18 protein-coding genes are annotated in these 12,067 nt (G+C 68.9%); 1 reads left to right on the top strand and 17 read right to left on the bottom strand.

The features are described from left to right. Positions 1 to 6 precede the first annotated feature (6 nt). The 16 genes from TA90_RS05275 to TA90_RS05195 all read right to left on the bottom strand — a co-directional run bounded on the left by TA90_RS05275 (position 7) and on the right by TA90_RS05195 (position 11,364). A complete protein-coding gene (locus tag TA90_RS05275) occupies positions 7 to 1,686 on the bottom strand; it encodes a hypothetical protein (RefSeq protein ID WP_043534948.1) in 1,680 nt (559 codons plus the stop codon). Beyond that, the gene (locus TA90_RS05270; RefSeq protein WP_052450542.1) at positions 1,683 to 3,158 is read right to left on the bottom strand and encodes a phage tail tape measure protein; all 1,476 of its coding nucleotides are present in this window, start codon (positions 3,156 to 3,158) and stop codon (positions 1,683 to 1,685) included. Before TA90_RS05270 ends, TA90_RS05275 begins: the two co-directional genes overlap by 4 nt. Before the next feature lie 108 nt (positions 3,159 to 3,266). Beyond that, positions 3,267 to 3,569 carry a hypothetical protein gene (locus TA90_RS05265; RefSeq protein WP_043534947.1) on the bottom strand — a complete coding sequence of 101 codons (303 nt, stop codon included), beginning with the start codon at positions 3,567 to 3,569 and terminating at the stop codon, positions 3,267 to 3,269. Position 3,570: 1 nt separating this feature from the next. Further along, positions 3,571 to 3,966, bottom strand: coding sequence for a hypothetical protein (locus TA90_RS05260; RefSeq protein WP_043534946.1), 396 nt, complete (start codon positions 3,964 to 3,966; stop codon positions 3,571 to 3,573). A 3-nt stretch (positions 3,967 to 3,969) separates the two neighbouring features. Beyond that, positions 3,970 to 4,386, bottom strand: a complete 417-nt coding sequence (locus TA90_RS05255) for a hypothetical protein (protein ID WP_052450541.1) — start codon at positions 4,384 to 4,386, stop codon at positions 3,970 to 3,972. Then, positions 4,383 to 4,730: a hypothetical protein gene (locus tag TA90_RS05250; RefSeq protein WP_147513388.1), complete on the bottom strand. Its 348-nt coding sequence runs from the start codon at positions 4,728 to 4,730 to the stop codon at positions 4,383 to 4,385. Before TA90_RS05250 ends, TA90_RS05255 begins: the two co-directional genes overlap by 4 nt. Beyond that, positions 4,727 to 5,065, bottom strand: coding sequence for a hypothetical protein (locus TA90_RS05245; protein ID WP_043534944.1), 339 nt, complete (start codon positions 5,063 to 5,065; stop codon positions 4,727 to 4,729). Before TA90_RS05245 ends, TA90_RS05250 begins: the two co-directional genes overlap by 4 nt. A gap of 2 nt (positions 5,066 to 5,067) precedes the next feature. After that, positions 5,068 to 6,615 (bottom strand): HK97 family phage prohead protease, encoded by a 1,548-nt coding sequence (locus TA90_RS15760; RefSeq protein ID WP_043534943.1) that lies wholly within the window; start codon positions 6,613 to 6,615, stop codon positions 5,068 to 5,070. Between the two features lie 2 nt (positions 6,616 to 6,617). After that, positions 6,618 to 7,712 (bottom strand): phage portal protein, encoded by a 1,095-nt coding sequence (locus TA90_RS05235; protein WP_052450540.1) that lies wholly within the window; start codon positions 7,710 to 7,712, stop codon positions 6,618 to 6,620. Between the two features lie 220 nt (positions 7,713 to 7,932). Next, complete coding sequence (locus TA90_RS05225; RefSeq protein ID WP_043534941.1) at positions 7,933 to 9,336, bottom strand: terminase large subunit domain-containing protein; 1,404 nt, start codon at positions 9,334 to 9,336, stop codon at positions 7,933 to 7,935. Further along, a complete protein-coding gene (locus tag TA90_RS05220; protein ID WP_147513387.1) occupies positions 9,333 to 9,638 on the bottom strand; it encodes a hypothetical protein in 306 nt (101 codons plus the stop codon). The genes TA90_RS05225 and TA90_RS05220 overlap by 4 nt, the downstream gene beginning before the upstream one ends. Positions 9,639 to 9,647: 9 nt before the next feature. Continuing rightward, the gene (locus TA90_RS16010; RefSeq protein ID WP_074015309.1) at positions 9,648 to 10,001 is read right to left on the bottom strand and encodes an HNH endonuclease; all 354 of its coding nucleotides are present in this window, start codon (positions 9,999 to 10,001) and stop codon (positions 9,648 to 9,650) included. After that, the gene (locus TA90_RS05210; RefSeq protein ID WP_043534939.1) at positions 9,998 to 10,204 is read right to left on the bottom strand and encodes a hypothetical protein; all 207 of its coding nucleotides are present in this window, start codon (positions 10,202 to 10,204) and stop codon (positions 9,998 to 10,000) included. The genes TA90_RS16010 and TA90_RS05210 overlap by 4 nt, the downstream gene beginning before the upstream one ends. Beyond that, positions 10,188 to 10,961, bottom strand: a complete 774-nt coding sequence (locus TA90_RS05205; protein ID WP_043534938.1) for a hypothetical protein — start codon at positions 10,959 to 10,961, stop codon at positions 10,188 to 10,190. Before TA90_RS05205 ends, TA90_RS05210 begins: the two co-directional genes overlap by 17 nt. After that, positions 10,958 to 11,179 (bottom strand): hypothetical protein, encoded by a 222-nt coding sequence (locus TA90_RS05200; protein WP_147513386.1) that lies wholly within the window; start codon positions 11,177 to 11,179, stop codon positions 10,958 to 10,960. The genes TA90_RS05205 and TA90_RS05200 overlap by 4 nt, the downstream gene beginning before the upstream one ends. Positions 11,180 to 11,181: 2 nt before the next feature. Beyond that, positions 11,182 to 11,364, bottom strand: a complete 183-nt coding sequence (locus TA90_RS05195) for a hypothetical protein (protein WP_043534936.1) — start codon at positions 11,362 to 11,364, stop codon at positions 11,182 to 11,184. Between the two features lie 29 nt (positions 11,365 to 11,393). Between TA90_RS05195 and TA90_RS05190 the strand changes: the two genes are divergently transcribed. Then, on the top strand, positions 11,394 to 11,771 hold the full coding sequence (locus TA90_RS05190; RefSeq protein ID WP_147513385.1) for a hypothetical protein: 378 nt from the start codon (positions 11,394 to 11,396) through the stop codon (positions 11,769 to 11,771). Positions 11,772 to 11,776: 5 nt separating this feature from the next. Here the strand turns inward: TA90_RS05190 and TA90_RS05185 are convergent, their stop codons facing one another. Then, a complete protein-coding gene (locus TA90_RS05185) occupies positions 11,777 to 12,010 on the bottom strand; it encodes a helix-turn-helix domain-containing protein (protein ID WP_043534934.1) in 234 nt (77 codons plus the stop codon). Positions 12,011 to 12,067 lie beyond the last annotated feature (57 nt).

Below are 12,067 nucleotides of genomic sequence, written 5' to 3'. Positions count from 1 at the left end.
CTTTTCTCAGTGGGTGATGCGGAGCACGTCGAGGTCGAGTGTCCATCCGCCCTGGTGGGCAGTCATGGAGGCTCCGAGGGTCAGCAGGTCGAGGGTGGGGCCTCCCACCCAGGGCGGGCAGTCGGTGATGGTGAGGCGCTGGCCGGGGCGGCTGGTGGGGTCCAGGAGTGCCAGCAGGGTGGCGTCGGAGACGGTGGGCTGGGTGACGGTGGAGAGGGTCAGGCCGGTGATCTGCCAGGACCTGGGGTCCATGAGGTGGAGTGCCTGCCAGCCGATATCAAGGGCCTGGGACTCACTGGCGGCCTCGGTCTCGATCTTGATGGAGCGGGGGCCGAGGTCGCCCAGGTCGGGCAGCTCGTCGGTCCACGTGCGGTCTGTCGTGCCGTCCCTCCAGGTGACCTCCACGACGGTGGCGCCGGTGCCGGTGGAGTTGCTGGCTCGCAGGCCGTCGCGGGGGATGCTGGATGCGGGGATACGCACGGCCACGTCCTGGGCGCTGGGGGCACCCATGGGGACCAGGCGGAAGGTCGGGGTGTCCTCCTGGTAGGTGGGGTGGAGGGTGGCCAGGTTGGTGTTGAGGGTGAGGCGGGCGAGGTCCCCGGCGCTGCGGGAGTCCACGTCCCTGGCGCGGCAGGTGCGTGAGGGCAGGAGGGCTCCAGCGTCGAGGACGGTGGGCGTCTGGCCGAGTGCGGTGGTGAGGATGCGGGTCAGGCGGTCGATGGTGGGCTCCGCGGGCCAGGGGGTCTCCCCCACGCGGGTGGCGTTGATGTCGGCCAGGATGTCGGTGGCGGTGATGGTGGCGACGGGCCGGTGGAGCTTGTCATCCCAGGCGGCCACGACCTCGGTGACGCTCCCGGAGAACGAGGTGGTGTCGAGAGAGGTATCGCGGGGCGGGGCGGTGAGGGCGATGTCTGTCAGGTGGAGGCGGGCGGCGTGGTCCTCCCAGGTGCCGGTGGCGGATGCCCAGGTGCCGGGGTCGTCTGCCCACGTCTTGTATCCCTCGGTGGCCTCCCATGAGACGCGGAGGCCCACCCAGTAGGGGCCGGGGCTGGGGAGGTCCGTGGGGATGGTGATGGTGGCGGTGGTGGGGCCGGTGGTCTCGGAGGGGAGGATGGTGACCTGGGTGGGCAGAGTGCGGTAGGTGGCGGAGGGAGTCAGGAACAGGATGGGGGCCACCTCAACGGTGTAGCCGCGGTGGACGGGCATGTCGAGAGTGAGGGTGAGAGTGTCGCCGGGGTAGGCGCGGCGCCGGTTGTCCCAGACCCTGGGGAACTCGGTGGGGACGCGAGGACCGGGGTAGACCTCGACCCAGCCGCCGGAGACGCCACTGCGCTCAATCTCGGGCAGCCCACTGTCGCCGCGTGGCTGAGGGGGGAACACCTGCGGGCTCCAGAGGTCGGGGAGGTCTGCCGCGTCCACCCAGGGCAGGAGGTCCAGCAGGGGCCGGTCGTCCTCAATGGTGCCACCCAGGTGGGCGTCGATGGTGGCGCCGACGTGGAGCCAGCCCGGCACGCCGGTGACCAGGGCGACCCGCGCGGTGAGTGTGGCGGGGTCTGGGTGGCTCCAGGGGTCCCCGCGTCCCCAGATGATGCGCAGGGAGTCCAGCGCGGTGTCGTCGGTGGGGTACTGGTCAGCGGTCATGGACACGGTGCCGCCTCCCATGCGGAGGCTGGGGGTGATGGTCACAGGGAGGCTCCTACGGTTCGGCTGGAGGTGACGCGCACATCGTGGTCGTCGAGGATGCGACGGAGCTGACGGGACACCTCCACGGGGTCCAGGGCGCCGTTGATGGTGATGGTGTTGTGGACGACGGTGGCGGGCGCGGAGTTGCGGGACCCGGAGAGCGTGACCAGTCGCGCGAGGCTGGGTGCAGCGGACATGCCAGTGCCTGCCGCCAGCTCGACGGACTGGGTGGTGTCGGCGGTGAGGCCGACGAATCCGGCGACTGTTTGGAGCCAGGATGGTGGGGTGAAGCTGCTAAACAGGTTGCTGACCCAGTTGTAGGCAGATTTCACCGCGTCAGTTATTCCACTGAATGCATTTCGGATGGGCTCCAGGGTGTTCCAGACGATGGAGGCGCCGGACTTCACAGCGTCCCACGCTGCGTTGACGCCGTTCCTGAACGTCTCGCTGTTCTTGTAGGCGTAGATCACTCCGGCTGCCAGGGCGGCAATGGCGACGACCACGAGCCCGATGGGGTTGGCTGTCAGTGCGGCGTTGATGGCCCACTGTGCAGCGGTCCAGACGGTGGTGGCGACCTTCACGGCGGTCTGGGCTGCCTTGTAGGCCTTCAGTGCGCCGTTGGCGATGAGGACCGCTGCGGAGAGGGCGGCGACGACGCCGACCAGGATGGTGACGGCCCCGGAATGCTGCATGACCAGTTGGGCGCCCTGGGCGAGCCACTGGGAGACTTGGGTGCCGATGGGGAGGAGTCGCTCTCCCAGCTCGGCGCGGGCGTTCTCCCACTGGGCGGTTGCTATCTGCTGGGCGCCTGCCGCGCTGTCGGTCTCGCGGGCGAACTGGCCCATGGCACCGCTGGTCTGCTCGGCGAGCATGGCCAGAACGGTCTGGGTCTCCGCGGCTTTGGCTGCGTCCCCGGACAGGCCCGTGAGGCCGTCGGCTGCCATGCGGGCGTTGATGTCGGCCTGCTTGATGGAAACGCCGTAGCGTTCGATGGGATCGCGTTCGCCTCGCAGGAGGGCGGACACGGCGGACACGGCGTCGGATGTCGTCCCGCCGAAGGTGGCGGCGAGGTCGGACCCGAGGCCGATCAGGTCTGTGGTCTTTCCTGCCACTTCGTCCATGGGCATGCCCATGTTCTTCAGCTGGGCGCCTAGAACGGTGGCAAGGTTCTGGTAGCTGGACGTGGAGAGGCCTACTGCGTCGGCTGCGGTCTTGGAGGCGCCGATGATGGTGTCCGCCTGGTCCTTGAACACTGATTCGACGGCACCGGCTGACTGCTGGAGGTCGGAGGCTGCATCGTAGGCGCCTTTCCCGAGGGCTGTGATGGCTCCCAGGGCGAGACCTGCGGGCACGGTGGCCTTGTTGAGGCCCTGCTCCAGCTTGTCCACGCCGGTGGCCACGTCGTCCATTCCCTTCTTCGCGTCTTTTGTGTCGGAGACGACTCGGACGGAGAGAATGGCGGTCTTGGAAGCCATTAGCGGATCACCTGATTTCCAGTAGCTCTATGGCGGTTGCGATGTCCTCGGTGGGGCGCGTTTCCCATTCGCTCATGGGAATGCGCGTCGCCAGGGCGAGTTCGACGATCAGTCGGCGGCGGGAGCCGCTCGGGTAGGGTCCACGTCCACCAGGGACGCGGTGGACGCGATGACGGTCTGCTGGAAGTCGGCGAACTTCATTCCCTGGAGGTCGCCTCCACGGGCGAGCGCAGACCATGCCACGTAAGCGGTGAAGAGGGCTGGGGCCTCGGTCTGGGCGGGCCATCCTTCGCGGGCGCGTGCCAGCTCCCACCGAACTTGGTCCCTGTTGTCGGTCTGGACGGTGACCACGCGGGGGGCGGCGTCGTCGGAGAGTGCGGTGGTGACGATTTGCACCTGGAGGTTCTGCATTTCATTTTCCCTTTACGGTGTCGAGGATTTGCCCGATGCGTTCGGAGTAGATTCCGAACCAGGTGGGTTCTGTTGATTGGGCGGCGAGGCTCAGGAACGGGTTGGGCTTGATGTGTCGGCGGAACCAGCCCCAGTGGATGGGGTTGCCGTAGGGGACGCCACCGCTTCGGTTGTTGCCTGCGCGGGCGATGGCTGCTGTCCGGGTGGCGCCGGTGCGGAGGGTGGCGGCCAGGCGCCCGGTCCTGGTGGGGACTCGGGCGCCTGCCGCTGTGACGACTACTCCGGCGACCTCGCGGTTGGTGTCGCGCAGTTTGGTCATGTCCACCCCTGCCTTGCGGAGGGTGGAGCGTAGGCGACGTGCGCCGTCGAGCTTGACGCCGGTGTAGTCGGTGGCCATTGGTCAGATGGCGTCCTCGATGGAGGGGGCGGACGTGCACGAGAACTCGAAGTCGGCTGTGGCGTTGGCGGAGACTTCGCCGCCGATTTCGGTTGCCTCGATGGTGCACTCGCCCAGGACGGCCTTGCCCTTGGCGTTGTTGGGGACGAACTTGAAGGGCAGGGTTTCGCCTCGGTGGTCCCATGTCCACTCCGAGATGGAGGCCGTGGCGCCGAGGTCTTGGAGGATGGTCCCCTTGAGGGAGAACGCTTCGGTGCGGTCGCCTGGGGCGCTTTCACCGGAGAGGACGGGCACGGGGTCGTCGGTCTTGACCTCGGGGACCACGCTGCACTTGGTGACCTGGCTGGACCAGGTGGACAGGGTTCCGGTCTCTCCGAAGGTGAGGACGCCGGGTCCCAGGCGGGTGATGTTGACGGTCATGGTGTGTGCTCCGTTTCGAAGGTGAGATGGAGGGCGGGGAGGGGGTCCGGGGATTGGTTGGCGACGGTGAGGCTCAGGGCGTCGATGGTGCCCAGGACCATGTGGGGTGTGAGCTGGTCGAGCATGGCGCCGAGGGCGTCGAGGGGTGCGCCGTTGTCGGGGGCGAGCAGGTAGAGGTCCCACGCCACGCGTAGGGGGCCGGTGGTGAGGGTTTCGTGGTCGATTTGTGAGGGGGCGAGCCAGGCGCCGGGCAGGTTGAGGTCCCTGGGGTCGGTGACGGTGTGGACACCCCAGTCGGTGAGCATGGCGGAAGTCTCGGCGGCGGCTTGGCTGAGGGTGCTCATATCGCCACCGGGGTCTGGAACGTGTCGATGCGCAGGAGGCGCGCGATGTCGTTGTCGTAGCGGGACACGTAGGTGGCGCCCAGCTCGGTCATGGCTTCGATTCCTGCGGCGGAGTTGCGGCGGCGGTGGAGTCGGGCGGTCAGCATGACGGCACCCAAGATGGTGTCCTCACCCCAGGGCGTGGTGGCACCCACTGGCAGGCGGGAGACGAGGGCGAGGACGGCGCTGGCGCAGTCCCGCATGGCCTCGTCTGGGCCGCCTGCCAGCTTGACCCACGATGCGGCCTTGGTGGCGAGGGCCTCGGCGGTGACGGGGGTCGGGGTGTCGTCGGCCATGGTCAGGAGCCGCCGCCCTGCTCGATCTTGAACAGGCTCGCGGGGTCGTTGACCAGGAGGGCATGGTAGCCGAACAGGCCGAGGTCCACGCCGCCGTTGGGGAGGTTCACGGCGTTGACGCGAACCGGCGGGTTGGCTTCGTGCCACTCGGCGGCGCGCTTGTCTCCGGCCAGGATCGTGGTACCCGCGATGGTGGGGTCCACGAACAGGCGCAGGCCGTTGACCTGGCCGCTGGTGGTGGAGAGGTTGAGGGCGTCCCCGCTGGTGATCCACCAGGGGATCTCGTCCTTGGTGAGGGCGGTGAACGCGGCCCACACGTCAGCGCCGAAGGCCACGAAGTTGAGAGCGCTGGCCTGGCTGGCTGCGGCCAGTCCCAACTGGACGAGTGCGGCGGGCAGGTCGGTGCTGGTGGCGGTGACGGCGGTCGCGGCGGCGAGCATGCCGGTGGCGGCCTTGGCTTCAGTCTTGAGGAGGTAGTCCTCCAGGGCGCCCTCCCACAGGGCCTGGAGCATGTCGGGGTCGCCCAGGTCCACATAGATGCGGTCCACGTCCCAGCCGCCTGCGGTGCGCTCCACGCTGGCCTCGATGGCCTTGGTCTTGACCTTGTTGGAGGCGATGGCGGTCTTGTTGCCCGTGTAGGCGTCCACGGTGGGGCGGGTCTCCCACTGCCAGCCCTTGACCTTGGTGGTGCGGCCCAGGGGCTTGGTGGTGATGGAGTCAATCAGGGGGCGGGCGACGCGGCGGGCCTGCCAGAGCTGTCCCAGCCAGGTGTCCCTGCCGATGAATCCCTTTCCGGCGTCGTCGGCGGGCACGACGTCCTGGAGGGCCGCCTGCACGGCGCCGGGGGTGGCTCCATCCTGGAGCATGCGCACGACGGTCTGGGCGGCGGCCTCGACGGTGGCGGGGGCGCGGCGGGTGGGGACGACGGGCGGTGCCTGGGTGGCCGTGGCCGTGGCCTCGACGGTGGGGGTCTGGGTGGTCTCGGTGGTGGTCTCTTCGGGGTCCATGTGGGTGGTGCCTTCCTGGGTGGTGGGGGTGGACGGGTCGGGGGTGGTGGCCTTGACGGCGGCCACGCGGGCGGCGTCGAAGGCGGGGAGAGCGGTCAGGGAGACCTCCCGGACGACGGCGTTGGTGATGACGAGGGTCTGGGAACCGTGGAGGTACTTCGCGCCGCCAGGTTCGGGGAATGCGCCGACGCTGAGGCCGTCGCGCAGGCCGTTGGCAGCGCTGGCGAGGGCTTCGTCTCCTTCGGGCGTCTCGGGGACCTGGAACTTGGTCCGGAGCTGGTCGCCCTGAATGCTGGCGTCGATGCAGTAGCCGACGGCGCGGGTGTGGTCATGGTCAACGCAGAGCTTGACGCGGCGCAGGTCCTCGGGCAGGTGGAGGCTGCCGGTCTCGAACTGGACGCGCCCGGTGGAGGCGTTGGCGGCCTGCCCGAAGAATGTGGCGATCCCTTCGATGGTGCGGTGTTCGGTGTCCACGCTGGCGGTGACGAGGGCGGCCCGGATGAGGCCGGGGGCGGGCGTGGCGCAGAGGATGGGGGTTGTCATGGTCATTTCTCCAGGGGGATGCCACGCTCACGGGCGCGGAGCTGGTCGAGGTCGTAGATCTTGGTTTCCAGGGCGGTCTTGTAGGACTCCATGCGGGTCTTGAAGTCATCGCGAAGCAAGGCGTCGGTGTCGAAGCGGCACCACTGCCCGCGAGGCAGCACGTCGTCCATGGACAGGCGAGCGGTGATGGCTTCCATGTAGGGGGCCAGCGCGTAGTCCAGGAGCTCTCGGGACCGGCTGGGGACGTTCGTGTAGGTCATGCTGGAGCCCTCGACGGGGGCGTCCACGGCCCAGGCAGGCAGTCCCATGGCGCGGGCAAGGTCGAGGGCTGCGGCCTTGCGCCCGTCGATGAGGAGCTGCTCAGGGTTGGCACCGTGGGTCTTGGTCTCGATCGTGGAGTTGGTGTAGGACACGTCGGACCCGTGGCGGGCGGCCAGGTAGTCGGCCACCAGCTTCTTGGCTTCGTCGGGGGTGAGGGGGGTGCCGCTGGACTGGTGGAGCTCGACGGCGGGGACGGGGTTGGAGGCGGCGCGCAGGGCGGCGGCGTCGAGGCGGCGGGCGGCGTGGATGCGGGGCGCGGCGAAGTTCAGGAGGCCTTCTGTGGGGCCGTCAATGCGGATCACGTCAGCGGCCTGGACGGGGCGTCCGAAGGCGTGTGTGAGGTTGCCCAGGTCATCGAGTGTGGTTTCCCATTCTGGGACCCACCAGACCTTGGTGGGGCGGTCCTCGGAGCGGGTCTGGACAGTCAGCCAGGCGCGCCCGTAGAACAGCATGGCGTCCACTGCCCAGGTGAGGGTCTGGAAGCGGGGACGCCCGGACTCGGGCTGGTCGAGGACGGGGGGCTGGGTTTCCATGGGGTCGGTGCCGCGCATGCCGATGAGGGGCAGGCGGGCGATGCTGCCGGTGATGAGCTGGCGGCCTCGGGCGATGGCGGCCACGCTCATGGCTTGGGTGCGGGTGATGGGGAGGGCGTCGTCGGGGAGGTCGAGCAGGTTCGCCCAGGCGGCGGCCTCCAGGGTCTCCCGGTCGGCCCAGGGGGATGCGACCTGGCGGGATCGGGAGTCGATGCCGAAGAGTCGGGCGAGCACATTGGCCATGGGCCTATGGGATCGCCGGTGTTGGACTATCGGCGGTCGGCTCGGCGTGTCGCGGCGCGGGCGAGGTCGTATGCCTGTCGTTGGTCGGGGTGGCATCGTGCCTCGTGTTCGACGCCCATACGGGCTGCGACCTGCGGTGATGTGGCCACGTCGCGCCATCCGCACGTGCAGATGACGACGGCGCTTGCGGGGCTGGCGTCGATGCGGACGTGTTCCGCTCTCATAGGGACACCACCATGGGTGCGGGGGCGGCCTCGACGTAGGTCAGGAGGCGTAGGGCGACGGTGGCGGCGATGACCTCCCAGATGGGGCCGGTGGAGTCTCGGCGGGACCAGGCGTCGGCCTCGCCCATGCGGCGCAGGACGGCGCCGTCGAGGCCGTCCACCAGGCCCTGGTCCCCGGAGTGGTCGGCGGTGCCGATGGTGAGTGCCTCGATGAGGTCTCCGGTGCCGGATGCGAAGTCTCGGGCGCCCAGGGTCTCGACCTCGACGCCGCGCAGGCGGAGGGCGGCGGTGACGCTGCGGGCTGGCCCGCCATCGTCGGCGCCGATGCGGGAGACGCCCTGGGCGCGCAGGGCGTCCACCTCGCTGGGGAGCCACCAGGTGCCGGGTTGGGAGAGCCAGGGGCGCAGGTGGTGGCCTTGGTGGTCGCTCCAGGCGAGCCACAGGGTGGCCCAGGACCGGTCTGGGGCCACGTCGTAGGCGGCCACCGCGTCGGCCAGGGCCTCGGGTGGGATCTGTTCGGGGTTGGTGGAGCGCTCCACCACGTCGGCGGGGATCACGCTGGACTTGGTGGTGGTCCACCGGTTCCCGAATGCGCGCTGGTACTCGCCGGGTGTCATGGCGTCGGCGGCTTCGGCCAGGGTGGCGATGGTCTGGGTGTGTCCGACTGCGGGGTGGAACACCTCGAAGTTGCGGGGGTCGGACAGGTCGAGGTCCTCGGGCGCTGACCACTCGAAGTAGGCGATGGCGCTCATGGGGTCGCTGGTCGCCTCGCGGCCTCGGTCCACCCAGGCCTTCAACCAGGTGGAGTGCGAGTCACCTGCGGTGGACACGATCCACAGCTGGCGGTCCTCGAGTGTGGATTGGGCGGGGACGATGGCGGCCATGAGGGCGGACCCCAGGTCCTCGTCGTAGGCGAATACCTCGTCGAGCATGACCAGCTCGGGGGTGTAGCCGTGCAGGGCGGTCCTGGTGGGAGCGAAGGTGCGCACCTGGCCGCGCCCGTTGCGCCACTCCATGCACTCGGCGCCCGCGCCCCGCTTGATGCTCACTAGGTTGGGGAACTTGATCTCTGCGATGTCCACCAGGTCCTTCCACCGCTCCCTGGCGTCCTTGCCGGTCTGGGCGGTGTAGAACGCCTGGGTGCGGGGGTAGCGCAGGGTCCGCTGCGCCATGACGGCGCGCATGAGGGTGGTTTTCCCGGACTGGCGGGGCACGCTGAGGACAACGGTCGGGTAGCGCCAGCCGCGGCCGTCTGCTCGGCGCTCGGTGGCGACGCGGGCCACCTGGGACTGCCACGGCATGAGGGGTGTCCCCAGGAGCCTGGCCATGAGTTCCACGTGCCTCTGCTCGTTGCGCGCGCCGGGGGTCGGGGCGGTGGAGTAGCGGGCGGGGGCGCTCACTGGTCGGCCTCGTCGTCCCGCATGGCTTCTGCCAGGGGGTCGGTCACGGGCGCCTCGACCGGCTTGGGCAGGGCGTCCAGGGTGGAGATGAGCTGCTGGGCGGCTTGGGGCACGCTCGTCTTGGCGAACGCGCTCCCTGCGGCGATGGTCTTTGCCAGCTCTCGGGCGAGCTGCACCAGGGCCTCGTGCTCGGGGCGCAGGAGGTCCTGGTCTCGGAGGGCCTGGATGGTCGCCTCCACTGCCTTCTCCATCTGGGAGGGGGTGTGCTCCATCCCGGGCAATGTCTGGGCCTGGGTCGTCATTTTCTGGCTCTATTCCGCCGTTTTTTCTGAGGTTTCGGGAGGGAAAGGACAGGGCGGCGCGGGGTGTCCCGTGGCCCCGCTTTCAAAGAAACGGCGCTCGTCTGTCGCCGTTCGGAGGCTCGCCATGCTCTTGGCTTGGCGTGAGCTGTTGCAGCGGACGTGAGCAGGCCGGAGGTTCCCGATGGCGTCGCTCCCACCACGCGAGCGGGGCACGATGTGGTCAGCGCTGGGCCGCATGGGATCGCGCGTGCCGATCAGGCTCACGTCGATGGGCTGGTGGCACAGGTGGCAGGTGTGCCCGTAGGTGCGGAGCACCAGGAGCAGGAGCCCCTGGGCGCGCCTGCCTCCCCAGGTCCTGGTCATGACAGGACCGCCATGAGTGCGCTGGTGGTGGAGCGCATGCTTTCCAGAGTCCTGGACAAGTAGAGCTGCTCGCGGCTCATGGAGTAGGGCGAGTCGGGCAGGAGGTCTACCATGTCATCGGCCAGGTCCCGCATGCCCACGGCCAGGTCGAGGAGGCGACGGCGGGTGTCGTCGTCCTTGCTGGGGTTACCAGAGTTGGGCATCGGTCAGGTCCTCCTCGGGGCGTCGTTCGGCCTTGCGGGCTGCTGCGATCTTGCGGTCCCAGTCCTGGACGGTGGCCATGTGTCGGTGCGCGTAGGCCACATCTTCGGGGCTGGTGATTCCCTGGGTCCGCATGTACTGGTCTCTCAGACGGGTCAGTCGCACGGACTCTGGCATGCCCTTCGTCGTGGTGTTCACGGTGTTCTCCTTGTCTGTGATCGGTGTTGGGGTGGATGGGATGGGCCGATGGCCCTCCCTCCCCCTCTTGGAGGGGGGAAGGCTTGCACCTGGTTCCGCATGGTCTGACCTGCGGCGATGCTGGCGACGGATTGTGACGATGCCTGCGCGGGCGAGGCGGAGGCGGGTCCTGGCGGAACGGTCGCGGCTGGCCTGGTCGTGGGCGGGGCGGGCGGCGCGCAGGACGTCGATCAGGGCGGACTTGACGACACGGATCGTCCCGGCGAGTGGCCTGCCGTCGAGGACGCCACCGCGTTGCCACTCGATGAGTCCCGCGTCCTCCAGCCATCCCAAGCACACGCGGGTCCAGCGTTCGGAGAGGCCAGCTCCCTTGCTGACCTGCCACGCTGTGGTGTCGCCTTGCCCGTAGCGGGGGTGGAGGGTGTCGCCCAGGGCGCGCAGGACGCTGCGGACGCCCTGCCACTCCCGACCGTCCAGGGGACCCCACCCGGAGCGGCCCAGGGCGCTGAGGATGGTGGGCAGGGGAGCGCCAGCCGTGAGACGCATGGTCGTGGTGGTCATCGTCGGGTCACCAGCCTGTTGGAGAGCCGGGCGCGCTCGAACTCCAGGACCATCCCCGGCACGAGCTTGGCGTAGCTGTCGATTTTGGTGAGGTTGTCCCCGTCGCAGAGCAGGGCGACGTAGCCGGGCAAGTCCAGGAGATGCGACGGCTTGGAGGGCTGGAACGGCGCGACGGCGGCCACGGAGTCCAGCCACTCGCACGGGTGCAACACGTCCACGGTCACTCGGACCACCTGCCTTGGGCGATGCCCCACGCCACGAGGGCGGTGATGATCCATCCCAGCCATGGGCCAGCGACGGCCCAGGAGGTCCGGGCCTCGTCCAGGACCGTGATCCCGACGCCGAAGGCGACCAAGACGGAGAGGGCAGAGAACAGGACCAGCCAATCCACGCGGGGCTTCATCGGGCCACCGCCTCGGTAGGCTCGGCATCATGGGACTGTTCAGGAGACGCAAGGCCGCGACCGAGATTTTGAAGATGGAGGTTCCGGTCCTGCCGGAGCCTCGGCGCGGCGAGAGCTTCAAGTTGGTCAACCTCGACGATGAGGCCCTGGAACGCGCTCTCCAGGAGCTGAGGATCGAGGTTGAATCGGGGCAGCACACACCCGAGGACGACACCCTTGTGGTCCTCCAGAGGGTCAGCCCCCAGCGGGTCACGGTGACCATGGGGAGTGAGATTCTCGGTGATGTACCAGAGGACCAAGCGGGCCGAGTTGCGGAGCGCCTGCGCCACGTGGCGAAGATCGCGGCGGCCCCTGCACGGGTCTACCGATACAGCGGAAGCCGCTGGAGTGTCGTCGTCTTTGCGTAGCGTGGTCATCGTTTGGCGCCTGCCATGACGGCCTCGCCGTAGGCGGGCAGGTCGATGGGGACGCCGAGGTCCCACAGCTTGTCGAGATCGTCCAGGGACCATTTGACCGATCCCTTCAAGCGTCCCGAGACCTGTGGCTGGCTGATGCCAAGACGGCGGGCAACATCCAATTGCGTGTAGTGCTCCGCCTGCATCCACCGGCGGACCTCGCGACTGATCGCGGTCTGTGTCGTAGCCATGTCCAACAGACTATGGGGTTATGCCATAGTTCATCGCCGTTTCGTCGGCGTGTCGCA

It is taken from the genome of Actinomyces polynesiensis (assembly GCF_000820725.1).
In the GTDB taxonomy this organism is placed as follows: Bacteria; Actinomycetota; Actinomycetes; order Actinomycetales; family Actinomycetaceae; genus Pauljensenia; species Pauljensenia polynesiensis.
This window is presented reverse-complemented; position numbering and strand designations above follow the sequence as displayed.

Bases quoted from the DNA above. Each gene is read 5' to 3' on its own strand.
- TA90_RS05270 (WP_052450542.1), bottom strand. From the start codon at position 3,158: ATGGCTTCCAAGACCGCCATTCTCTCCGTCCGAGTCGTCTCCGACACA.
- TA90_RS05265 (WP_043534947.1), bottom strand. From the start codon at position 3,569: ATGCAGAACCTCCAGGTGCAAATCGTCACCACCGCACTCTCCGACGAC.
- TA90_RS05260 (WP_043534946.1), bottom strand. From the start codon at position 3,966: ATGGCCACCGACTACACCGGCGTCAAGCTCGACGGCGCACGTCGCCTA.
- TA90_RS05255 (WP_052450541.1), bottom strand. From the start codon at position 4,386: ATGACCGTCAACATCACCCGCCTGGGACCCGGCGTCCTCACCTTCGGA.
- TA90_RS05250 (WP_147513388.1), bottom strand. From the start codon at position 4,730: ATGAGCACCCTCAGCCAAGCCGCCGCCGAGACTTCCGCCATGCTCACC.
- TA90_RS05245 (WP_043534944.1), bottom strand. From the start codon at position 5,065: ATGGCCGACGACACCCCGACCCCCGTCACCGCCGAGGCCCTCGCCACC.
- TA90_RS15760 (WP_043534943.1), bottom strand. From the start codon at position 6,615: ATGACAACCCCCATCCTCTGCGCCACGCCCGCCCCCGGCCTCATCCGG.
- TA90_RS05235 (WP_052450540.1), bottom strand. From the start codon at position 7,712: ATGGCCAATGTGCTCGCCCGACTCTTCGGCATCGACTCCCGATCCCGC.
- TA90_RS05220 (WP_147513387.1), bottom strand. From the start codon at position 9,638: ATGACGACCCAGGCCCAGACATTGCCCGGGATGGAGCACACCCCCTCC.
- TA90_RS16010 (WP_074015309.1), bottom strand. From the start codon at position 10,001: ATGACCAGGACCTGGGGAGGCAGGCGCGCCCAGGGGCTCCTGCTCCTG.
- TA90_RS05210 (WP_043534939.1), bottom strand. From the start codon at position 10,204: ATGCCCAACTCTGGTAACCCCAGCAAGGACGACGACACCCGCCGTCGC.
- TA90_RS05205 (WP_043534938.1), bottom strand. From the start codon at position 10,961: ATGACCACCACGACCATGCGTCTCACGGCTGGCGCTCCCCTGCCCACC.
- TA90_RS05195 (WP_043534936.1), bottom strand. From the start codon at position 11,364: ATGAAGCCCCGCGTGGATTGGCTGGTCCTGTTCTCTGCCCTCTCCGTC.
- TA90_RS05190 (WP_147513385.1), top strand. From the start codon at position 11,394: ATGGGACTGTTCAGGAGACGCAAGGCCGCGACCGAGATTTTGAAGATG.
- TA90_RS05185 (WP_043534934.1), bottom strand. From the start codon at position 12,010: ATGGCTACGACACAGACCGCGATCAGTCGCGAGGTCCGCCGGTGGATG.